The sequence below is a fragment of the Tangfeifania diversioriginum genome (assembly GCF_900141875.1).
GTDB lineage: Bacteria > Bacteroidota > Bacteroidia > Bacteroidales > Prolixibacteraceae > Tangfeifania > Tangfeifania diversioriginum.
The window spans coordinates 18,566-41,218 of sequence record NZ_FQZE01000020.1; the positions used below are offsets into that span (position 1 = coordinate 18,566).

Annotated in this window: 22 protein-coding genes; 1 reads left to right on the plus strand and 21 read right to left on the minus strand. The window is 42.4% G+C overall.

Annotation, left to right across the window (positions count from 1 at the left end; genetic code table 11):
- Window positions 1-93: 93 nt before the first annotated feature.
- From trpB to BUC07_RS12985, 9 genes are all read right to left on the minus strand, one after another.
- The gene (trpB, locus tag BUC07_RS12945) at window positions 94-1,287 is read right to left on the minus strand and encodes a tryptophan synthase subunit beta (RefSeq protein WP_449451353.1); all 1,194 of its coding nucleotides are present in this window, start codon (window positions 1,285-1,287) and stop codon (window positions 94-96) included.
- Between the two features lie 58 nt (window positions 1,288-1,345).
- Window positions 1,346-1,939, minus strand: coding sequence for a phosphoribosylanthranilate isomerase (locus BUC07_RS12950; RefSeq protein ID WP_217652698.1), 594 nt, complete (start codon window positions 1,937-1,939; stop codon window positions 1,346-1,348).
- 293 nt (window positions 1,940-2,232) lie between these two features.
- Complete coding sequence (locus BUC07_RS12955) at window positions 2,233-2,535, minus strand: GIY-YIG nuclease family protein (protein WP_073170140.1); 303 nt, start codon at window positions 2,533-2,535, stop codon at window positions 2,233-2,235.
- A 255-nt stretch (window positions 2,536-2,790) separates the two neighbouring features.
- Window positions 2,791-3,609, minus strand: a complete 819-nt coding sequence (gene trpC, locus BUC07_RS12960; protein WP_073170142.1) for an indole-3-glycerol phosphate synthase TrpC — start codon at window positions 3,607-3,609, stop codon at window positions 2,791-2,793.
- 160 nt (window positions 3,610-3,769) lie between these two features.
- On the minus strand, window positions 3,770-4,756 hold the full coding sequence (gene trpD, locus BUC07_RS12965; protein ID WP_073170144.1) for an anthranilate phosphoribosyltransferase: 987 nt from the start codon (window positions 4,754-4,756) through the stop codon (window positions 3,770-3,772).
- A gap of 119 nt (window positions 4,757-4,875) precedes the next feature.
- Complete coding sequence (locus BUC07_RS12970) at window positions 4,876-5,481, minus strand: anthranilate synthase component II (RefSeq protein WP_073170259.1); 606 nt, start codon at window positions 5,479-5,481, stop codon at window positions 4,876-4,878.
- 114 nt (window positions 5,482-5,595) lie between these two features.
- Window positions 5,596-7,005: an anthranilate synthase component I family protein gene (locus tag BUC07_RS12975; RefSeq protein ID WP_073170146.1), complete on the minus strand. Its 1,410-nt coding sequence runs from the start codon at window positions 7,003-7,005 to the stop codon at window positions 5,596-5,598.
- A gap of 272 nt (window positions 7,006-7,277) precedes the next feature.
- Window positions 7,278-7,607 carry a HepT-like ribonuclease domain-containing protein gene (locus tag BUC07_RS12980; protein WP_073170148.1) on the minus strand — a complete coding sequence of 110 codons (330 nt, stop codon included), beginning with the start codon at window positions 7,605-7,607 and terminating at the stop codon, window positions 7,278-7,280.
- Window positions 7,576-7,902 carry a nucleotidyltransferase family protein gene (locus BUC07_RS12985; protein ID WP_073170150.1) on the minus strand — a complete coding sequence of 109 codons (327 nt, stop codon included), beginning with the start codon at window positions 7,900-7,902 and terminating at the stop codon, window positions 7,576-7,578. The genes BUC07_RS12980 and BUC07_RS12985 overlap by 32 nt, the downstream gene beginning before the upstream one ends.
- Before the next feature lie 278 nt (window positions 7,903-8,180).
- On the opposite strand from BUC07_RS12985, the gene BUC07_RS12990 reads away from it, so the two are divergent.
- Entirely contained in the window at window positions 8,181-9,383 is a 1,203-nt protein-coding gene (locus BUC07_RS12990; protein ID WP_073170152.1) for a hypothetical protein, read from the plus strand.
- A 14-nt stretch (window positions 9,384-9,397) separates the two neighbouring features.
- Here BUC07_RS12990 and BUC07_RS12995 read toward each other — a convergent pair whose 3' ends face one another.
- The 12 genes from BUC07_RS12995 to BUC07_RS13050 form a co-directional block, all read right to left on the minus strand.
- A complete protein-coding gene (locus BUC07_RS12995; protein WP_083578248.1) occupies window positions 9,398-9,979 on the minus strand; it encodes an outer membrane beta-barrel protein in 582 nt (193 codons plus the stop codon).
- Between the two features lie 188 nt (window positions 9,980-10,167).
- Window positions 10,168-12,483 (minus strand): TonB-dependent receptor, encoded by a 2,316-nt coding sequence (locus BUC07_RS13000; protein WP_073170156.1) that lies wholly within the window; start codon window positions 12,481-12,483, stop codon window positions 10,168-10,170.
- 7 nt (window positions 12,484-12,490) lie between these two features.
- Window positions 12,491-13,354, minus strand: a complete 864-nt coding sequence (locus tag BUC07_RS13005; protein WP_073170158.1) for a DUF4249 domain-containing protein — start codon at window positions 13,352-13,354, stop codon at window positions 12,491-12,493.
- Between the two features lie 60 nt (window positions 13,355-13,414).
- Window positions 13,415-14,524 carry a DUF4848 domain-containing protein gene (locus BUC07_RS13010; protein WP_073170160.1) on the minus strand — a complete coding sequence of 370 codons (1,110 nt, stop codon included), beginning with the start codon at window positions 14,522-14,524 and terminating at the stop codon, window positions 13,415-13,417.
- 392 nt (window positions 14,525-14,916) lie between these two features.
- Window positions 14,917-15,372: a hypothetical protein gene (locus BUC07_RS13015; RefSeq protein WP_073170162.1), complete on the minus strand. Its 456-nt coding sequence runs from the start codon at window positions 15,370-15,372 to the stop codon at window positions 14,917-14,919.
- Between the two features lie 24 nt (window positions 15,373-15,396).
- Window positions 15,397-17,166 (minus strand): hypothetical protein, encoded by a 1,770-nt coding sequence (locus tag BUC07_RS13020; protein ID WP_139279577.1) that lies wholly within the window; start codon window positions 17,164-17,166, stop codon window positions 15,397-15,399.
- A 734-nt stretch (window positions 17,167-17,900) separates the two neighbouring features.
- A complete protein-coding gene (locus BUC07_RS13025) occupies window positions 17,901-18,956 on the minus strand; it encodes an AMP-binding protein (RefSeq protein WP_073170166.1) in 1,056 nt (351 codons plus the stop codon).
- Window positions 18,957-18,958: 2 nt separating this feature from the next.
- Complete coding sequence (locus BUC07_RS13030) at window positions 18,959-19,999, minus strand: o-succinylbenzoate synthase (protein ID WP_073170168.1); 1,041 nt, start codon at window positions 19,997-19,999, stop codon at window positions 18,959-18,961.
- The gene (menA, locus tag BUC07_RS13035) at window positions 19,996-20,907 is read right to left on the minus strand and encodes a 1,4-dihydroxy-2-naphthoate octaprenyltransferase (protein ID WP_073170171.1); all 912 of its coding nucleotides are present in this window, start codon (window positions 20,905-20,907) and stop codon (window positions 19,996-19,998) included. The genes BUC07_RS13030 and menA overlap by 4 nt, the downstream gene beginning before the upstream one ends.
- A gap of 218 nt (window positions 20,908-21,125) precedes the next feature.
- On the minus strand, window positions 21,126-21,950 hold the full coding sequence (gene menB, locus BUC07_RS13040) for a 1,4-dihydroxy-2-naphthoyl-CoA synthase (protein WP_073170173.1): 825 nt from the start codon (window positions 21,948-21,950) through the stop codon (window positions 21,126-21,128).
- A 160-nt stretch (window positions 21,951-22,110) separates the two neighbouring features.
- Window positions 22,111-22,236, minus strand: a complete 126-nt coding sequence (locus BUC07_RS21650; protein WP_394333213.1) for a DUF433 domain-containing protein — start codon at window positions 22,234-22,236, stop codon at window positions 22,111-22,113.
- Window positions 22,237-22,318: 82 nt separating this feature from the next.
- On the minus strand, window positions 22,319-22,513 hold the full coding sequence (locus BUC07_RS13050; RefSeq protein WP_073170174.1) for a hypothetical protein: 195 nt from the start codon (window positions 22,511-22,513) through the stop codon (window positions 22,319-22,321).
- Window positions 22,514-22,653: the final 140 nt, after the last annotated feature.

Here is a 22,653-nt window from a genome sequence, read left to right on the forward strand (position 1 = left end):
TTATTGTCATTTCGACCCGCCAGCTGGCGGGAGGAGAAATCTGCCATTAAGAAAGAGATCCCTCCTCATTCTTCGTCGGGATGACAGTGCTGTTTAATACCCAAAATAATTTAAATACGTTTCCATATCCTTGTTGCCGCTGCCCGAAAGATTGATTACGTTCACGTCGTCCGGTTTCATTTTTATTTTTTCGAGGGCAGCCAGAGCATGCGCCGATTCCAGCGCCGGAATGATTCCCTCTTTTTGGGTGAGTAAGAGGGCAGCCTTTAATACTTCCTCATCGGTTGTCGCCATGTATTTTGCCCGTCCGGTTTTAAAAAGGTGCGCATGCAGCGGTCCGATTCCGGGATAATCGAGCCCGGCAGAAATGGAGTACGGTTCGGTAATTTGCCCGTCGCGGTTTTGCATGAGCATGGTGCGGCTGGCATGCAGCACGCCCGGTGAACCCACCAGCAATGTGGCAGCAGTTTCTTTGGTTTCCACTCCTTTCCCGGCGGCTTCCACGCCAATCAGTTCCACCTGTTCATCGTCCAGATAATGGTAAAAAGCCCCGGCGGCATTACTTCCACCACCCACACATGCCAGAATCCGGGTTGGAAATTCGCTGCCGGTTTTTTCCAGGAGCTGGCTTTTCATCTCTTTGCTGATGACCGACTGAAACCGGGCCACCATGTCGGGGAACGGGTGCGGCCCTACCACCGAACCGATGATGTAGTGTGTATCTTCCGGATTGTTAATCCAGTCGCGCATGGCTTCGTTGGTGGCATCTTTCAGCGTTTTGTTGCCGCTGTGAACGGGAATTACTTTGGCGCCCAGCATCTTCATTTTTTTCACGTTGGGAGCCTGCCGCTGCACATCGAGGTCGCCCATGTAAACTACGCATTTTATTCCTTTGAGTGCGCAAACCGTTGCGGTGGCCACTCCGTGCTGACCGGCGCCGGTTTCGGCAATTATGCGGGTTTTACCCAGTTTTTCTGCCAGCAGAATTTGCCCTACCGTGTTGTTCAGCTTGTGCGAACCTGTGTGATTCAAATCTTCGCGTTTCAGGTAAACTTTTGTACCGTAATGTTCCGATAACCGGCCGGCAAAATAGAGCGGAGACGGCCGCCCCACGTAATCTTTCAACAACTGGTCGAACTCTTTTTTGAATTCCGGCGATTCGATAATCTCCAGATACCGGTGCCGCAGTTCGTCGATGTTGGCATACATCATTTCGGGAATCCACGCCCCGCCAAACTCACCGTAATATCCTTTTTCGTTTACGTTGTATTTCATGTATTTCATCATTTTCTATGTGTTCTATGTGCCTATGTGGTATCTCTCTTAACCACAGTAGGCACATAGGTCACATAGTTATTCTGGTAATAAACTCTTTTAATTTTCCAACATTTTTCACCCCCGGTTCATCTTCAAAACCGCTGTTCAGGTCAATTCCGAAAAGCCGCGGGTGTTGCAGTTTTTTAATTGCTTCCGCATCTTCCGGTCCGATTCCTCCGCTTAAAAAGAAGGGAACGGTTCCCTGGTATTTTTCAAGGATTTCCCAGTTGAATTTTTTGCCGGAACCACCCGGCAATTCCGTTTTTGTGTCGAACAAAAAATAATCAACTGTCGTTTCATATTCCCGCAGTTTTTCAAACTGGAATTTCTCACTGAGGTTGAAAGCTTTTATCACTTTTAGCCCTTGGTCTTTCAAAAGCAGGCAGGTTTTCGGATTTTCTTTTCCATGCAGCTGCACGAATTCAAAACCAAGATTTTTGGTAAGGCCTAAAATCTCAAACGCGTTTTCATCCACAAAAACGGCCACTTTCGTTTTGGCTGAATTGAAAAGCCCCGGTTCGGTATTTTCACCCACAAACCGTTTTGATTTCGGGTAAAAAATGAATCCCAGGAAATCAACCGGCAGTTTTTCCACTTCCTCGCGGTTTTGGTTGAATTTCATTCCGCAGACTTTTATTTTCAAGTTTTTAATCATCAAATTTTTTTTTAAAGTTTCATCCGTGCTTGTCATTTTGAGTTTTCACCCAATTTTATGGGCATAATGAGACGATGACAGGCTAATTATTGCTGTCATTTCGACGAGTATCCGAGGAGAAATCTGTTTCAAATTCAGGGATTTCTCATCCGGAATACCGGGATTCGAAATGACATCAGCGTATGGTTTTCTAATTGTTCTCATTATTAGTTATTTATAAAAATATGTCATTGGCACGAGGCACGAGGAGAAATCTGTCACTATAAAGCTTCATAGATTTCATTATTCAAAAACCACCAATCCGGATTGAATCTGTTTATTAATTTCTCCTTCTTTTCTCTTCTCCATTTTTTTATTTCCTTTTCTCGTTCAATAGCCTCATTTATGTCTTGCAAATGTTCGTAATAAATCAGAAAATGACAATTGTATTTTTTTGAAAAACCGGGCATTAATCCATGTTCATGCTCATAAATTCTTCGTTGTAAATCATTTGTAACTCCAAGATAAAGAACTGTTTTGTTCTTGTTTGTAACAATGTAAATGAAATAATTATGGTCTCTCATATTTTTGTTAATGTTCTAATCAAATTACAAAATGTACTGCTATTTAAACAGGTTTCTCAGTCGTGCCTCAGATTCGAAATGACAGCTAATCAAAGTATTTGTCATTTCCCGCGAAGCGATCCCTTCCGGGAGACGAGTTTGCGAGGAGAAATCTCTAACTATTTGTAGAGATTCCTCGTCGCTTCGCTTCCTCGGAATGACAGCAGTGAACAACGTTTGTCATTTCGACGAAGAATGAGGAGAAATCTAATCTTTTCAGCAGATTTCTCTCCCGAGCACTCGGGATCGAAATGACAGTTCTGCAATCAGCTTTCTGCATGCCTCCCCCGGATTTTCAGTTTTCATAAAAGTTTCACCAATCAAAAATCCTTTAAAACCGTGCTTCCTTAAATAATGAATGGTTTCAGTATCGGCCAGTCCGCTTTCCGAAATTTTAACGAACCGCTCGGTAATGAACTTAGCAAGTTCCACCGACGTTTCCACATCCACTTTAAAGGTTTTCAGGTTGCGGTTGTTCACGCCGACAATATCCACAAAGTCATTCAACTTTGTCAGTTCTTCAGCATTGTGCACTTCCATCAAAACTTCCATGCCCAGACTTTTGGCTTTTTGGGCCAGTGTTTCCGCCAGTTCTTTTTCCAGGCATGCGGCAATGAGCAGAATCACATCGGCGCCAAACGCTTTGGCTTCCACAATCTGGTAGGTGTCAATCATAAAATCCTTGCGAAGAATCGGAATTTCAGGATTTACCTCGCGTGCCTTGGCCAGGTTGGCCAGTGTTCCGCCAAAATACTCGTAATCGGTTAAAACCGACAATCCGGATGCGCCGGCATCTGCATATCCTTTAGTCACTTCTTCCACTTTCACCCCAAAGTTGATTTCACCTTTGGAAGGCGATTTCTGCTTAAATTCGGCAATAATTCCTGTAGAATTGTGTTTCAGCAAAGCCGCTTTCAGCGAGTTGCATTTCCGCTGGTAGCCCGGATATTTTTTGAGCTGTGCCACCGGAATCACTTTTTTCTGCCGGGTAACTTCCACCTTTTTTGTTTCCACTATTTTTTCGAGAATGTTCATGTTTCTTGTTTAGCACCGTCCTTCAGGGCGGTGTTGCGTTTAAATTAATCTGCGACCTGGAATTTCCGAAAAATGGTATTTTAAATTTTACCATTTTTCGGAAATTCCTTCTATATCTTATATTCTTAATTTTCACCGCCCTAAAGGACGGTGTTGTTTTTTAGACAACCACCGCCTTCAGTTTTTGTAACGCTTTTTCGCTTTTCAGCGATTCTCCGGCCATTTCCACACATTCCGGCAAACTTTTTTCAGGATAAACCAAATGCAGGCCCACGGCGGCGTTGGCTACCACCACGTTGTTTTGTTCCGCTGAACCTTTTCCTTCGAGAATATGCATAAAAATCCGGGCTGCCTCCTCAATGGAATCTCCGCCATAAATGCTTTCGGGATGAATTTTTTCAAACCCAAAATCAGCGGGCGCAAGATACCCCTCGGTTTTCTTCTGAGCAAAACGGGTGGAATCGGTCAGTGAAACCTCATCGTACCCGTCGTTGCTGTTAATAACAGTAAAGTTCACGTTGAGTGTTTCGTACACATTTTTGTAATGGTCAAAATTTTCGGCATTGTTTACACCCAGCACCTGGTATTTTGGCGAAGAAGGATTTATCATCGGCCCGAGAATATTGAAAAAGGTCTGCACTTTCAGGGCACCGCGGACCGGCGCAATGTATTTCATAGCCGGGTGGAAAAGTGGTGCGTGCATAAAACAGAAGTTGCTTTTGTCCAAATCGTTTTTCAGTTTGGCCGGATCGTTGCTGAATTTGTACCCCAGCAGTTCCAGCAGGTTCGACGAGCCGCTGGTTGACGAAACCGCGTAGTTGCCGTGTTTGGCTACATTTACCCCGGCGCCGGCAATAATAAAACAGGCCAGTGTGGAGATGTTAAACGTGTTTTTTCCGTCGCCGCCGGTTCCCACCACGTCGATGGCGTTGTAATCCGAAAGGTCGGTCACCAGGCACAGTTCGGCCATGGCATCGCGAAACCCGGCCAGCTCATCCGAAGTGATTGGCCGCATTTTAAAAACTGTGAGAAACGAGGCGAACTCCACCTCGCTGTGCATTCCTTTTCCCACTTGCAGCAAACTTTGTCGTGCCTCAGCGCGGGAGAGCGTGTTTCCTTCAAATAAATATTCAAGTGTCTTTTTCATTGCAATCAACTATTTTTTGCGGTGCGTGCAACCTTTCTTCTTTTCTGAGCTGATGTGGACGCACCTTGATTTTCTACTTAAACTAATTAATGCCCAGGTTAAAGCCAGGGCCTGTTTTTTTACCTTTTGGGATCCCGTTTTATTATCGGAGAGGAAGGGGCTTTTAACCAGTTTGTAATCATTTTTTCACCCAGTGGTGTTAAAACCGATTCGGGATGAAACTGGACGCCTTCCACATCGAATGTTTTGTGTTTCATCGACATAATCATTCCATCTTTGTCGAAACTGGTGATGTCAAAACAATCGGGCAGGTTTTCCTTTTCCACAATCCACGAGTGGTAACGGCCCACATCGAATGAACCAGGTAAATCTTTAAAAAGAACGGATTGATTGGCAGTTCGTTTTACCGGCGTGGCCATTCCGTGAATCACACGGTTCATGTTGCGCAGTTTCCCGCCAAAAGCTTCCCCGATGGCCTGGTGCCCCAAACAAACACCCAGCATGCTTTTTTTCGGTGCATATGCTTTAATAATATCCAAAAGTAACCCGGATTCTTCAGGTAGTCCCGGACCCGGAGAAAGCACAATTTTGTCGTACTTTTCGATATCTTCCAATGCAATTTCATCGTTGCGAAACACATCCACCGGCAACCCCGAAATCTTTTTGATGGCATGCACCAGGTTGTAGGTGAATGAGTCGTAATTGTCTATAACCAGTATTTTCATTTTCTTTGTTTTTGTTGTCATTTCGACGAGTATGCGAGGAGAAATCTGCTGTAATGAAACAGATTTCTCCTCCTGCGTCGTCTCCCGAATGGGATCACTTCGCGGGAAATGACATCAGTTAATTTCTTTCGCCATCTCAATTGCTTTTTTCAATGCTGCCAGCTTGTTGTTTACTTCCTGCAATTCGTTTTCTTCTTTCGAATCGGCTACAATTCCGGCGCCGGCCTGGTAAAACAGGCGGTTGTTTTTGCTCAGAAATGAACGAATCATGATGGCATGATTTACTGAGCGGTCGAAGCCGAGGTAGCCGATGCAGCCGCCGTAGTAGCCGCGGTTCTGGTTTTCGTACCGGTCGATGAGTTCCATCGCTTTGTATTTGGGCGCCCCGGAAAGCGTGCCTGCCGGGAACGTTTCGCCCAGTACTTTTATCAGGTTAGTGTCGTCGGTAATATCGCCGGTTACCTGCGAAACCAGGTGGATCACATGCGAATAAAACTGCACTTCGCGGTAAGTTTCTACTTGCACATTTTCGGCGTTCCGGCTCAGATCGTTTCGTGCCAAATCCACCAGCATCACGTGCTCCGCATTTTCTTTCGGATCTTTGCTGAGTTTTTCTGCCAGTTCGCGGTCCCGGTCATCGTTACCGGTCCGTTTAAATGTTCCGGCGATGGGATGGATGGTTGCTTTGTTGTTGTTTACACGTAACTCCGCCTCCGGACTGGAACCAAAAATCCGGTACGAACCATAATCGAAATAAAACAAATAAGGCGACGGATTAATGGAACGCAGCGCGCGGTACACATTAAAATCATCGCCTTCAAACTCCTGCGAAAACTGGCGACTCAGCACAATCTGGAACACATCGCCGCGGTAACAGTGTTCCTTTCCTTTGGTCACCATCTGTCGGTATTCTTCGTCGTTGATATTTGAAGTTTCATTGTTTTTAGGCTGAAATTTGACGGTGGAAAAGTTCAGGTTGATGAGCAAATGATGAATGTAATCCATTTGCGATTCTTCGCCTTCCTTCAGGTTTTCCACCATGTGAATCTGATTTTTGTGATGGTCGATGGCCACGATGTATTTGTAGAAACAGTATTTTACTTCCGGAATTTCGTAGGCTTCCTTTTTTTCGGAAGTAAACTGAATGTTCTCGAAATGCTGTACCGCATCGAAGTTGATGTAACCGAACAGTCCGTTGGCCGGCAGTTCAATTTCATCAGGGAAAACATTGAAAAGCTGAAAAAAGGCATCCAGCTCGTCGTGCAGTTTTCGTTTTTCTGAAAGCATGAACTTTTCTTTTTCTTTCCCCGGAAGTTCGCGGCTCACCTTGCTGTTATTCACCGTGAAACAGGCCACCGGATTGAAACACACAAAGGAATAAGCATTCTCATGCCCGTGGTAATCCGAGCTTTCCAGCAGAATGGCTTTTGGATAAAGTGTTCGCAACCGCAGGTAAATGCTCACCGGCGTTACCGTGTCGGCCAGGATTTTGCGAACTACAGGTTTAAAATTTAGTTTTTCCATTTTATTATTTTGATTGTAATTGCTTCATTTTCTGACCCCCTAAATCCCCCGAAGGGGGACTTGGGGAAACTGCCATTTATTAAGCTATATAATTTATTTCTGTCATTTTATACATTTCTTCTCTCTTTCCTCTCCCTCTCCGGAGGGGCTAAAAAAAACGGCTCACCGTGATTCGATGAGCCGTTTTTTGCTTTTCAGGCAATGACGTTACTTCTCTTCACGGATTTGTAAAAAGTTGCTGCGCCACCACCAGTTTGTATTTTTGAATAATTTCATTTTAACAATTCTTTCACCTCTTTTTTTAGCACAGGAAGATGATTTTTAATGGTTCCCCAAATAATTCCGTCATCAATTTTATCATACCCGTGAATCACCCTGTTTCTCATTCCAATTATTCTTTTCTCACTCGAGAGCTTAATTTTGTCATTCAGTTTTAGGAGCGCTTTTGTTGCTTCCCCAATTATTTCGAATTCTCTTTCAACAGCTCTCCTCACCATTTTGTTCTTCTGATATTGAAAGAAATCAATATTTTCAATGTACTTTTCAATCGACTCTGCCGATTCCAAAATGTCATATAAGTATTTCCTGATTGTGTCTGTCATAAATCAGCGTTTTACTTTCTTCAACTGATTGAATAAAATAGGGATTTGATAATGAATTGACCGTAACCAGATCAACATCCCGACCCAAAATTTCTTCCAGGTTTTCAGCCAGTAAAAAATAGTTTTCAGCATAATCTTCCGGTTTCAGGTTTTCAAATGAAACCAAAAAATCAACATCGCTATCAGCGGAAAAAGAAGAGTTAGTGGCTGAACCAAAAATCCATAATTTTTCAACTTTTAATTTTTCGCAAAGCGATGTAATTTTCCGAATGCTATTTTTTATTATTTCTGTCATTTCTTATAAACAAAAAAACCTGCCCTTTTGAGGAGCAGGTCCATGTTGAAATATCTTTTAAAAAATACCAATATGGCTATAAACTCCTCACTTTAAGTAAGAAGACCCCACCACGGCAGCCATATTGTATTTATATTTTTAATCATTTGTATCGAATTCAGTTCAAAAGAATGAATTTTTTTTCAAAAATAAAACAAAACAACAATTTTTTTTGCGGAACATTCATCTGTATTTATCGTAATAATGGTTGGCAATTGAACATCTAAAAATCAACCGCTATGAAAAAATCGGCTAACCATCGGTATCTTTTGCTCCTCGTTGTAATTTTTTTTGAGTCTTTTATTGCATTCTCCCAAATACCAGAGCTGGCCTGGGAGAGACAAATGAAAATTAACGCATCCAATTATTTTGTTGATGCAGTTAAATTGCCGGACGGCGGATTTGTAGTGTTGGGTGCCCGTGAAATGCCGGGTGAGCGCGGATTCGATATTTGGATACTGCGATGCAATGAAAACGGTGACACCATTCAAACAAAAATTCTGGGGAATCCGGGGAACGACATCCCGTTTAATATTGAAAAAAATAAAAATTCGGGGTATCTGATTGCAAATGTTTCATCTTCATCGGAGGCTGAATCATTCGCACAGGTGGTTGCGCTGGATGCAGGCTTTTCCGTCCGGTGGATTTTTGAAGCTGAGCAAGCTTCTGCGCTGCCCCGGACTTTTGTTACCATTGATGATGCAGGAAATGCATGGTGGCTGAATACGTTTAATGGTCCGAATGACAAACCGGAGGTGGTTTTGAAAAAGCTGGATGAATCAGGGGAAGTTAATGCTTCGTTTACTTTTGCAGAAGATTTCCCGGTTTCAGGTTATGCGATCAGGACATTAGATGACGGAAGCATCGCTTTTTCCTGCCAGGTAAAACCTCCCGAAGAAAAACCCACCATCCAGGTTTACCGGATAAATTCTGATGGCGATCTGCTTTGGAAATCGTTGCTGCCGTCTTCCGAAAAAACAGTTACCCCGCAGTGTATTTGCTGTTCTCCTGATAATTCGCTGCTGGTGGGAGGCTGGGCAGGATTGTGCTACAACCCGGATGCGCCGGTCGAACAACAAATTTTTGATTATGACTATTTCCTCGGTAAGCTGGACAGCAGCGGGAAAATATTATGGACACAAAATTACAACCGCGAGGGCTCGGAACGCGGGACAGCCCTCGCCGTTTTGCCGGACGGGAACATCATGGCAGGCGGGAAATGCGAAACCTCGTTTACCGGCTCCGTTGGTCCGTGGCTGTTGTTTGTGGATAAAAACGGTAACCTGCTAAGTGAAAAGGTGCTGAAATTTATTTCGGTAAAAGACCAGGTAGCCCGGATTATCTGCACCTCCGACGGCGGATTGCTTTTAATCGGGCCCGGAAACATCGATTCCCAAAACCGCATGACCGGCTGGATGAAGAAGATGAAGCCGGTGCTGTGAAATCCGGGAGTCGTTTAAAATCTGAATATTGGAACATTAACATCCAGCTTTAAAAGTGAGCGCCGGTGTTTAATAAACAATCCGCGGTCACCGTCTCTTAGCATAAAGTCAGTTTTATTGATGCCCTGCTGGTAGTTCAGGAAAATTTTTATCCGGTTCAAATCGTAGCCCACGCCTAATTGTCCGTTGATTTCGAACTTTTCCTGCTCAATATTTTCATCCAGTAACCAGGCTCCCGAGAGGCCGGCTTTTATCATCCAGTTATTGTTCAATTTCAAACCATAATTTACGGGCAGTTCCAGTGAATTTAAAGACACACCAATTAAAGACATATCATCTCTCAAAAACGTTTCGTCTATCTCCGTTTTCCTGTAATTAAAGAGCAAGCCGGTTTCAACAAACTGCCTGTTAAAAACCGGTTTCAAAAAGTAAACGCCGCCATTTGCAGAAAGGGTGTTGGTAAAATCAAACTCATTTTCCAAATCGCCCGTATTGAAATAACCGCCTCCGGCAACCAGGCCAATTTCAAATTTCTCCTGTCCGTGCAACAATCCTGTTGCAAATAATGCCAATGTAAATAGTAGTACTCGTTTCATGTTTTTTATTTTAAAATATTAGTATCAAGATTTTAGTATCAAGTATCAAGACTCAAGATTCAAGCCCCAAGTATCAAGTATCAAGACGTAAGACGTAAGAAAATGCTTATCCACAACCGTTTCCTATCGTCTTTTATCCTGTGCCTAATTATCTTGTATCTAACAATCTTGTGTCTCATAGTCTTTCCTCAGAACGTATATTTGAAACCCACCGACGGAATTACCGGGAAGATGGAAACCTGCTTTACCTTGCCACTGGGGTTTTTGTAATAGTACCAGGGATTCATGCGGTTATACACGTTGTAAACCGAGAACGACCAGGTGTAAGTTTTTCCATTTTGTTTTTTTCTTTTCGTGTTGTAGCCCAAATCGAGGTGGTGAAAAACGGGCATTTTCAGGTTGTTGGGATTATCGAACGATTGTTTTGCCTGCTGCCAGTCGGGTACACCGCGCGAATTTTCGCTGCCTCCCGGCAAATACATTCCTTCGTATTCCACATCGGGCATGCTGAGGTTGTTGCCCGACTGTAAAGTAAATCCGAATGAAATAGATTTTTCTCGATATTCATTTTTAAAAAGCCGGTATTCGCCCAGCAAAGAAATATCATGCCGCCGGTCGTATTTGTGCGGAAACCAGCGACCCTGGTTCACTTCGTTGAATTGCCTTTCGGACCATGACAGCGTATAGGACAGCATTCCGGTTAATTTTCCGTGAACTTTTTTGGCCATGAACTCAGCACCGTATGCCCTGCCCCGGCCCACCGAAATGTTCTCGTTCCATTTTGTATCTTGCGAACTCAGGAATACAGCCCCTTCTTCAAAACGGATAACATCGCGCAGCCATTTGTAATAGGTTTCAAAACCAAACACATAATTTGATAATCGCTGTTCAATGCCTGTCGATACCTGCTCGCTTTCCTGCGGTTTCACCTCGTCGGTTGACGCTACCCACAAGTCGGTTGGCATGCCCAGCGACGAGTTGGTCAGCAAATGGATAAACTGGGTCATTTGCGTGTAGGACGCATTGGCGGAAAAACCGGTGTGCGACCGAAACTTTAATGCTGCCCTCGGCTCAAAATAGTTGTAGGTTTTTTCTCCTGTAATATAAGTAGCGCCCCTCATTCCCAGGTTCACATTAAATTTTCCAGTGTTCAGGTTATGTTCCGCAAAATATTCAAAATGAGTCGAATTGTTTTTTTGTTCCTCATTTAAACGAATATCCGTATCGATTCCTTTCATCTGCACAATATTGGGCGCAAACTGCATGCGCGATGCTTTGCCGCCAAATCTTATGGTATAAGATGGTGACACGTACCAGTCGAAATCTGCTTTCAGAGCTAAATCCTGCATATCGGATGTGGCCCGGAACACCATTTCCTGTTCTCCCGAGTCTGAGCTGCCGTGGTTGTTAAGCTGGTACCGGCTGTAATAGGCCGAAATGTTTGAAAACAGTTTTTGCGAAAAAATGTGGTTCCAGCGAAACACCGAAGTAATGTTTCCCCAGCTATAACGGTATTTGCTGTTGGTGCCGTCGCGGTTATTGTTATAATATTGACTGTCGTTGCCCGAATAAAAACTTAAATAAATCCGGTTCCGGGGGTTGATTATCCAGTTTGTTTTTGCATTGAAGTCGTAAAAATAGTAGCCGTAGTTGCCATCGCGTTCTATTGCTGTCTGGTATAAAAACATGGGAATATCGAGCAGCGTCCTTCGCAGCGAAACAATAAACGCTGCCGTATCTTTTTTCAGGGGCGCTTCGTAGGTCATTCTTGCCGAAACCGGGCTGATTGAAAAAATCCCGTGCGGTTCTTTCATGTTTCCCTCTTTCATGGAGATATCCAAAACCGAGGAGAGCCGGCCTCCGTAACGGGCCGGAATTCCCCCTTTATACATCGACACATCTTTTATGGCATCGCTGTTGAACACGGAGAAGAAACCGAAAAGGTGGTTGACATTGTAAACCGGTACGCCGTCTAACAATATCAGGTTCTGGTCGTTGCTGCCGCCACGCACGTTAAAGCCGGCGCTGTTTTCGCGGGCCGATTTTATGCCCGGCTGAAATTGCAGGGTTTTTAGTACATCGCGCTCACCGAGAATTACGGGCATCCGGTCGATTTTTTCCATGCCCGGGTTGAGAAAGCTTAACGAAGATAATTGCGAAGCGGCCTCGTCGGTCCGGTTTGCTTTCACTTCAATCTCTTCCAGTTCTATACCGGTGGCGAGCTGAAAGTTTAGGATGGTGTCGTTTTTTAAATCAATCTGTTTCGTTTGGGTTTTATAACCAACAAACCGGCAGTTTAACCTGTAAGCGCCGGCCGGCAGTGTTAAACTGTAAAAACCGTAGCTGTTGGTTGCCACGCCCAGGCCGGGGCCTGCAACCACTGTAGCGCCTGCTAACCGCTCCATGTCCGATTGGCTTTCTACATAACCGCTAATGGTAAATTTTTCCTGCGCGAACACGGAAAAAGGAATAATTAGTAATAAAATCAATATATTTCTTTTCATCACTTCGTTACAGTTTTATAGTGGTTATGGCACACGACCCAAAAATGCCGTAACCGTTTTCAATGTTGGAATAGATTTGCACGGGTTCTTTAAAGGGCAAATCATACTCGCTGTTTAAGCGCACTTCTACTGACGATTTTATGTATTTGTCGTAATGCTCGTCAGCCGATACAACATTGTAAAAACTACCTGTTTTGCTGGACTTATTAAACGCAAGAATCTCCCCATCATATCCAACATCTGATATTCTAACATAGTAATTATACCAAATACCATATTCTTCCTCAGTGTCTATTTGCCGGTTAAAATCATCGATAAAAGGGGCTTGTATCATTGATGCGGAGCCACCGGCATAGGTAACCCCATGGAGTGTATGTTTCCAGTACAACCAGTAAGAATTGGGGCCGGGAATGTCGTGTATTTCATAATAAACATCGAGCCAGAAAAATCTTCCCTGTTCAGTGTATTCAATTGTATCTGGCTGGTGGCTAACATTCGGTTTTTGCGGCACTGTCGTCGATGCATTAAGGGTTTCAAAATCAGGGTGCATGACGGTAATTTCATATTCACTGAGTGGTTCAGGGTAATAGTTTAGATAATAATTTCCTTCGCCAACAGGAGCTAAGGTGTCCAGTTCCGTGCCGTTTTCATACAGTACAATTATGGCATCGTCCACCGGTTGAAATGTAGTGGTGTTTTCAATGTTTTTTGAAAGAGTTAAACGGGCAGTGATGGTGGAGTCGGGGTTTAATATGCAGTTCAGGCTAAGCTTGGCAGGTTTATTAAATTCGAATGTAACATCTTTTTCGCAGGAAGAAAAAAGTGTTGCTCCCAAAATTATTATCAATATGAATAAATAGTTTCTCCTCATTTATTATCTTTTTAAAAAATTTCGGACAGGAAAACTCCTGTCCGAAATCTCAAATAATTTTTAATAGCCTGGTACCGGATTATAAGGAATACTCGTTCCAGGGAAACCTGAATGTTCTGTATGATCAACATTATACAATTCATCAACACCAAACCCCCTGAATGAAGTTAAAATGGAAATACTTACATCGGGAATAGAAAGCAGCGGCGGAACATATCCCGCATCCGGCATTCTGTGTACATACCAATATAACCCAATTGTAGCATGTGGTTTTACTTCCGGGCTTACCACAGGGCTATAAGGGTTAAACTCCGATGTTGGCTCGTTCCCGACTTTTACAGCTAAATCATCAAAAATGTACGTTGTGTTATAATCTTTCCAGCCCAGCCATCCATTCTTTTGGCCTCTTTGTTTGAAATAAACATTATATCCTCTAACCCAGTCTAATTGGTTTGTTTGGTAGTTATATTCAGAATATCGATATCTGTCAATCCTTAACTCGTTGTTGAGCCTTCTGCCGGTTATACCCTCAATTTTATGCCATTTATAAATAGAGCCTGATGGGTGATCTTCAGGAAAATCATGTATTAAATCGTCCTCGTTGTAGGTTGATTTTAGCCTAAGTTTGGGGTAAACAAATACATCGCCTTTTTCAACATTCTCTTCTAAATTATTGAGAGCATTAATATTTCCGTTTTTAATTACTATATGCTCGCTTTTGGTGTATTTAACCAGGCTTTCACCAATTTTTACAAGGCCCTTATTATTCAAAACCGGAATAAAATAATCGGTGGCATACGGATAATCAATGGAATAATCATCAGGATCATTCTCGTTGAATTTCAGTTTATCCTTGTATTTTTCTTTAAAGGCAAGAAATGCTTCATACGTAGGCAACTTGTCATATTCCTCAAACAGCGCATCAAATTCAGCCCGTGCCGATTTGAATCCCAACTGGTTTTCCCATGCCTCTTTTTCAGAAGCCGTCATTTTGTTGAGCAAAAGAATAGTACTATCCACTGCTTCAATGTTTTTAAAAGCCAAATACCCGTTTTCCACATACACATCGGGTTGAACCACTTCCTGTGGTTGTTCTTCTTCTTCCGTCAGTTGACGGTCGGTTAGTTCCTCTTTCTGGCATCCGCCAAAAGCTGCAATAACTGCTGCCATAACTACAAAAAATCCAATTTTTTAATCATTTTTGTAAAGTTTTATGGACTGGGGAGGTGGTAACTCCCCAATCCGGTTTATAAAATAAGTACTGCAACCCGGTCCGGAGACCAAATTGGTATAAAAGGGCTGGGTTGCTTTTTGCCCTTGAGTTTATCTTGTTTTTATCTGAAAGTGAATTTTGGTTCATGCTTATTTTTTATCGTTCGGGGCGCGGCCCGGGTTTATTGTCGTTTATAAATATATTCCTTTTTAAAACGAAAGGTAACCCTCAATATTGAAAAAAAGCCAGTAAAAACAGCAATTTGGAAAGGTTTTAGATTAGGTTGAACAGTGTGGTAAAAAGGAACCGTCTCACTTTAAAAGAACGGTTCCCTCTTCAAGTAAACTTTTTATTTCTCAAGCGGAACAGCACTATTGTAATCCTCTTCGGTTAAGATATAAGTGTAGGTGTAGGTAGTAAGATTATTGTCTTCACTCACCCTTTCAACGTAGTTTTCTCTGTTCAATATATTCCTGTATGAATTCAGTTCATTTCTCCTGTGAATCAATTTCCGGGAACCATCAAAAATGATAATTACCGAGTCTGTAGATTCTCCAAAAGGATAGCGATATAATTGGGAGCCAGTATCATCACCATACATTTGCGAGAATACATTGTTAACTGCAATATGTACTGTTGATTCAGAAACCTGGGGCAAAGAATCACCATAATTGACATCGTACAACGTTAACGTTACTTCGTGCATCGTCTTATTTTTCACCACGTAAACTGTATTCGTGGATGTTTCTACTATACACGAAATTAAAAAAAGTAAAGGCGCAATTAATTTTAACTTGGCAAGCATATACTTAAATTTTAGTTTAAAAAATTAGTACAACTCTAATAATACATCAATATTCTCATCTGTAACTCCGGTAATTTTATGGTTTTTTAAAGATTCTGTTAAACTGCCTAATCCATAAACCTCATCTAATAGATTATAAACGATATAAGAAAGACTGTAACCAGTTATTTCATCGTTGGGGTAGTTGATACTTCCTACATGATATAAGTCAAAATAAACCCCACTATTTCTTTGGTTAAAATCGTCGACCAAATCAATAAAAACAGGAGAATACTCCCAATCAGGATCACTTCTTCGCCAATCTTGTTTACCCCTCTGATAGGTATAATTACTATTTCCATAACCTCGATATTCTTTTTCGGTTAATGCCCATTCCACTGCTTCAGCCCAGCTTTCGTAAATAACCTTGTTTACCTGCCAATATTGAATATTTCCCATGTAAAGGGAGTGCAATTGATGTCCCAATTCGTGGGTAGTGGTTCCAAAAACTCTTTCTGTTGTTTTATACTGGTTATTCCATTTTCCGAAAACCCTTATGTCTGGCAATATGCCTCCCGCGCTCCAATCTCCCCAAAAAACACCTCCTCCGTTTTGATCAATATAACATATTTTGGTCTTATTGCCAAACGGTAGTATTGGCCGGGGTAAACCTAAATTATCTCCATAAAAATGCCTGTACGCAGCCCGGTGTATTGTCGCGTACATTATAGATTCTCCACCGGCATTAATAGCTAAGTTCCACTCGCCCGTCTGTTTGGGTCCATTAAAATAAGCTTGAACTAAGTCACCGTTTCTGATATCATAATATCCTTTTTCCCACTTGATACTGTAATTAGCATCGCGTACAAATGTGCCGTCGCAAGTAAAATCACCGTTTGCATCTGTCATTCCTTCATGAGTTGTAAACCATCGGCGGGCACGAACGGTAATACCTTCCAATGGTATAAAATGGCTGTTCGTTGTATTGGTTTCATACCTGTAAACAGCTCTTTGACAAATTTCATCATCAGGAGGTTGAAGCGATTTCAAGAAAGGATCTTCACCGTACGGATCATGTATTGGTTCACCGGTTTCGCAATTATAGTATTCGTAATGGTCAAATACTTTCTGTGTTGTCGAATAACTGTCAATGATATCATCATAAACTCTAATTGTTCCTGCCGGCCTCCAGCTGGTAGATTTCAGTTCAACTCCATTTACTTTATTTTCATCTAAGTTATCGGTTATACGCAAAGCTTCCGTTTCAAGTGTTAACCAGTCAAAATAATCGATTGAACCACTTTTTAATTCTTCCAATTCACCGGTTTCTTCCTGCAGAAATAAATCAGCCAGTTTTTGGTATTGAATATTAGGAAAAGTATAATCAACAGGTACGACAGTATATTGCCAGGTAATTTGATTTTGGGGGATAGAAGGATCGTGGTAATGGGTACCGCCCCTTTTTATTTCAACATCGAGGGGATAATCGTAAATGTGTAATGTTGTATCCCTTGTTAACATATTCAATTCCTGAAAACTTTTAGGTCGAAATCTTACATAAAAATGTGTTGTTTCAATATTTACAGCAGATTTTAACTTATTATCAGCTCGTAAGTTATTATACGCTTTTTGCATATTTTCAACTGAATAAGGATTTTTTAACTTTTCCCCGAGAATCATTTGTCCTTCATTGTACTGTGAGACTTGTTCTTCGGCAAGATAGGGATTTTCTTCATAGAGTTCTTCATCTTTCTGGCAAGCATTAAAAATGGTTAAAGCCGCTGCTACCATAGTAAAAACAATAATTTTTTTCATTTCTTTGTAAAGTTTTATGGAGCGGAAAGCGCTAACTTCCCGTTCCGGTTTATAAAATAAGACCTGCAACCCGGTTCCCCCGATAGCTATCGGGGAGGGCCGGGTTGCTTTTTGCCCTTGATAGTATATCGTGTTGCCATGCAACTATTATTTTTTCAGCCTCTGCCGAAAAAAATCTCTCCTAAAAAATTCTCTCTCTCTGGAAATTGTGTCCGTGTCGTACCTGTTCAAATGTAAAAAAAAAACGAATTTTGCAAAACTTCTGTCATCTTTCTGAATTTCTTACCACCTGTAAGTAAACGAAACCGACGGGATAATTGGGAATAAGATTGGCCCTGTCATAGTTTTGGCCTTTAATTTATAAATACCTGTAAACTAAAATTTTCATTTCTTTCAAAATGAAGGCAATTTATATGGGTGCGAATATCTTCGGGAACCTGTCATTCCGAGTTTTTACCCAATTTTATTGGACATAATGAGACGATAACAGACTAACTATTGCTGTCATTTCGATCCCGAGGACTCGGGAAGGAGAAATCTGTTTCAATTTCAGAGATTTCTCACCCGGAATACCGGGATTCTCACAAAGTGATCGCTTCGCGTGAAATGACATCAGCATGTGACTTTCTAATTATTTTCAGCAGATTTCTTTCAAAAGTGCCAATGTCAGAATTGGTTTTTATGCGCTAAGCGGTTCAAAACCGCTAAGCGCGTTCGCTCCTGATTAATCTGGTTTAGGTTTCTCTCCGGTTGAATTTTCCATTGGGCAAGCGGGGCAATTTATCTTTAACCAGAATTTGTTTGGGCTGCTCATACCTGCCGAGTTGTTTCTTGCAAATTTCTTTTAATTTTTCGGTAGTTCCTTTGTTTTCTTTTCCTTCCACTACCAAAATCAGTTGGTGTCCCAGCGATTCATGGGGTAAAGAGGAAATCAGGAACGGTTTGGAAATAAACGGTTCCAGCTTTTTCTCCAGTTGCTCGGGCGAAAATTTTATGCCGCCGGAGATGATGACATTGTCGGCACGGCCCAAAATCCGGAAGGTTTTTTCATCTTTTAGTTCGGCGAGGTCGGTGGTTGGCAGCGGTTGGTTTTCCAGCCCGGGCATAGAAATTTGCAGGCAGCCTTTTGCAGATAAATTGACGCTTATGTTTTCCAGGCAATGGTACCAGCCGTCGGCACCGGAGCCGTTGATCTTGCGCAAGGCAATGTGGGTAGCGGTTTCGGTCATCCCGTAACCGGACCAACAGGCAGTGGAAATATTTTGCAACGCCCTTTCAAGCGATGCCGGAATGGACGAGCCGCCAAGCAACAATTGTTCAATTTTATTCAGCAATTCTCCCGGTGCGGCTTCAGCTTTTAAAATTTTGGCCACCTGGTTGGGCACCATTGCTGCAAACCGGAATTTTTTGTTTTTCAGAAAAGCGAAATCGGTGGAAGGTTCGGTTAAATAAAGATCGAGTTCGCCCAGCAGTGCACGGACCACCATCAGTTTGCCGGCAATGTATTGCAAGGGCAGGCAGTGGAGAATGCGGTCATTTTTCTTCAGTTGGAAAAATTGCAAAGTGCGCCGGGCGCTTTCGGCCACAAATTCTTTTTGGAGCTTGATGGTTTTGGGCGTGCCGGTGCTTCCCGAGGTTTTTATTTCGATATATTTATTTTCAGAATACCACTCTTTTAGAAAATCGGTGAAATCAACTTCACGATCGGTTTCCGGTTTTTTATATTTAATGAGATCATTAGTCGAAACCTGGATTTCATTCAACATAATATATTTTGGAAAAAGATTCATGGCTATAAAATAGTTTTTGGGAATTCGAAAATTTTGTTGGGATTGAACCACAGTTTTTCACCCCGGATTTCTAACGGCGACGGAATGTTGTTGGTAAACAACTGGCCGGTACCCAGTCCCTGGTGGCCTTTTGCATTTTGCTGAAACGTCCACTGCGCAATGGCATTCAGCCCGATGTCCGATTCCAGGTACGAAGTGACCCACCAGCCAATTGAGCGATTTTTGGCCAGTTCAATCCACTCCTCACAACCTGAAAGACCGCCATGCAGACTGGGTTTCAGAATGATAAATTGTGGCCGGATGGTATTGAGCAACTTCTCTTTTTTATTTTTATCGTGAATGCCAATCAACTCTTCATCCAGCGTCACCGGCACCGGGGAATTTTTACAGATTTTAGCCATTTTTTTCCACTGCCCGGCGGCAATGGGTTGCTCGATGGAATGAAGGTCAAATTGTGCCAGCTTATGAAGTTTTTCCATTGCTTCATCCGGGTGAAAAGCGCCGTTTGCATCTACCCGCAACGTAATTTGTGTGTTATCATAATTTTCCCGGATGCTTTTCAGTATTTCCAGTTCTTTTTTAAAATCGAGGCTGCCAATTTTCAGTTTGATGCAGCGAAATCCTGCCTTTAATTTTTCTTGAATTTGGCTTAATATAAATTCAGGTTCACCCATCCAGATTAACCCGTTGATGAGAATACCTTTTTTTCCTTCAGTAAAACCTGAAGGAAAAAGAAGTTGGCGGCCTCCGGTTTTTAAATCCTGCAAAGCAGTTTCCAATGCAAAGCGGACTGAGGAAACATTTTGAGCGGCATCTAAAATATTAACATAATTTTTGGGGTTGGCACAAATTTTATTCAGCAGCGATTCCACTTCATCAGGTGTTTCAGTACTTAGGCCGGGCAGCGGGGCACATTCACCAATTCCGGTTTTTCCGTTTTTTTCCAGCATCAAAAACCAGACAGTGCGGGTTTTGTAGGTTCCGCGCGATGTGGATGCCGGACGTTTAAAATGCAGTTCGTATTTTTTGTACCGTGCTTTCATTTCACCGAAATTAGTAAACCAATGCAAAAAAGCAAAGTGAATCCCAGCGTGGAAAGCGCCAGCCGTTTTAAAAACGGGTCGAGTGCTTTTTCATTCCGGATACGAAAAATTTTATGTAAATCAAACATAAAAATTGGAAATGTTATCCAGTAGATGAATTGCCACAACGAATGGAAATGGTTTAGTGTGAAAATGAGGGCAACTATCCATCCGCCCAAAATTATTACCAGGTGGTAAAAACGGGCATTTCGGGCACCAATCCGTACCGGGATGGTCATTTTCCCGGAGTTTCGATCATTTTCGATGTCGCGGGTGTTGTTGAGATTTAGTACGCCGGTGCTGAAGAATCCGATGGTCAGCGCCGGCAGAAAAATTGAATCCGGCAGAAATCCGGCATTCAAATAGAACACACCCGGCACCGGCAACAATCCAAAAAACAGGAAAACAAACAGATCGCCCAGCCCGATGTAGCCGTAGGATTTTTTTCCTGCGGTATAAAAGTAGGCGGCAATCAGCGAAAGAATTCCCAGTCCGATAAATCCGAAAAACGCTGCTTTTGAGTGGTGCCAGGTTCCGGCATAAACCAGCCAGAGGCCTGTTAGAAAACTGAGGCTGCCAATTACGATCATTCCTGTTTCCATCTCTTTTTGGGTGATTTCGCCACTTTGTACTGTCCGGGTGGGGCCCAGACGGAATTCGTTATCGGTTCCGCGCTGGCTGTCGCCGTAATCGTTGGCAAAGTTTGAAAAAACCTGGATGAGCGTGGCCGTTACAATGGCCAGTACGCTCACTGTGGCATCGATGGCGCTGTAGAACCATGCCAGTCCGCACCCCATAATAATTCCTGAAAGGGCAAGCGGAAGTGTCCGCGGGCGGGCTGCTTTTATCCATGATTTTGTTGTTGCCATAAAGTTTAACTAACAAAATTGTAAGTTACATTTTTGTCACAAATGTAGCTAACCAAACTGTAACTTACTTTTTGGTAACTTGCCATACAGTATAAATATAAAATAATGATAGGTGTAAATGCTTAAAAAATAAATCTCCCGCAGATTACGCTGATTCTCGCAGAAACTTACAGAAATCAGCGTTTATCTGCGAAATCAGCGGGAATACAAAATATATTTTACGGAAACTTCGGATATTTCTGAAAATCGGGCTTTCGTTTTTCGAGAAAAGCATGTTTTCCTTCCTGGGCTTCCTCCGTGAGGTAATAAAGCAGTGTGGCATTGCCGGCAAATTCCTGGATTCCTACCTGTCCGTCGAGTTCGGCGTTGAGGCCCAGTTTGAGCATACGCAGTGCCAGCGGACTGTGTTCCTGCATTTTTTGTGCCCAGGCCACCACTTCGTCCTCAAGCTGATCGAGCGGAACTACTTTGTTTACCAGTCCCATTTCCAGCGCTTCGGCAGCCGAGTACTGGCGGCACATGAACCAGATTTCGCGGGCTTTCTTTTGTCCCACATGGCTGGCCAGGTATGATGAACCGAGCCCGGCATCGAAACTGCCCACTTTGGGGCCGGTTTGCCCGAAAATGGCATTCTCGCTGGCGATGCTGATGTCGCAAACCACATGCAGCACATGACCACCGCCAATGGCATAACCGTTAACCATGGCAATTACCGGTTTGGGCATGCTGCGGATTTGGCGCTGCACTTCGAGGATGTTCAGGCGTGGCACGCCTTTTTCGTCGATGTAGCCACCCTGTCCTTTTACGTTTTGGTCGCCACCCGAGCAGAACGCTTTGTCGCCGGCGCCGGTGAGCACCACCACATTGATGCGCTGATCTTCGCGGCAAATGTGCAGTGCATCACTCATTTCATTTACGGTAGTGGGCCGGAACGCATTCCGGTAACGCTCGCGGTTAATGGTAATTTTCCCGATTCCGTCAAAATAATCGAAAAAAATGTCTTCGTATTCTTTAATGGTTTCCCAGTTGCGTTTTGTATTCATTTTTTTTTACCGATTAAACAAGTATTACTGCTTGTAAGTGTTTTTATTTCAATTAAATGAGATCTTATTATTTTTAATAAATTTTTTTGTGATTCTTTGTGCCTTGGTGTCTTGGTGGCAAATTATTTCTTCAGCCACTAAGGCTCAAAGACACAAAATTTCACGAAGGAGAAATATAGTTTAAACATGCATAAAAATCTTCTTTATTTATATCCGGATAATCTTTATTGATTTCCTGAAAATTTTGTCCGTTTGCCATTTTTTTGAGAATTATATCAACCGGGATGTGTACCTTTAATTACCGGTTTTCTATACATAATTTCAGGATTGGCTTCAATATGATTTTCCCATTTCTTCATGACGATAAATTAATGTAAAAAGTCTTCAACCGGTTGCTTTTCTATTTTGCCTTCCTGCATCAGTTTTACCTGGTCGAGACTTTCTTGAAATTCACTCAATGCTTTTTTTTCTACTTCAGGGATTTCCACATAATCAAGCGTTTTTATAAAATTCAAAAAAGCCTGAAATTTACTTTCCTTGATATTTAATGTAAGTTGCCTCATAATTTTACTTTTTCTTTTATAAAGTAATTGTAGCTGAAATGTTTCACAAACTTAATTAAAAAAAGAAAAAAATCGGATTGTTTTTGCAATCCCCGGTGGTACTCCAAATTCTACGTTTAACAGCGTGGTTCAAATCTTTC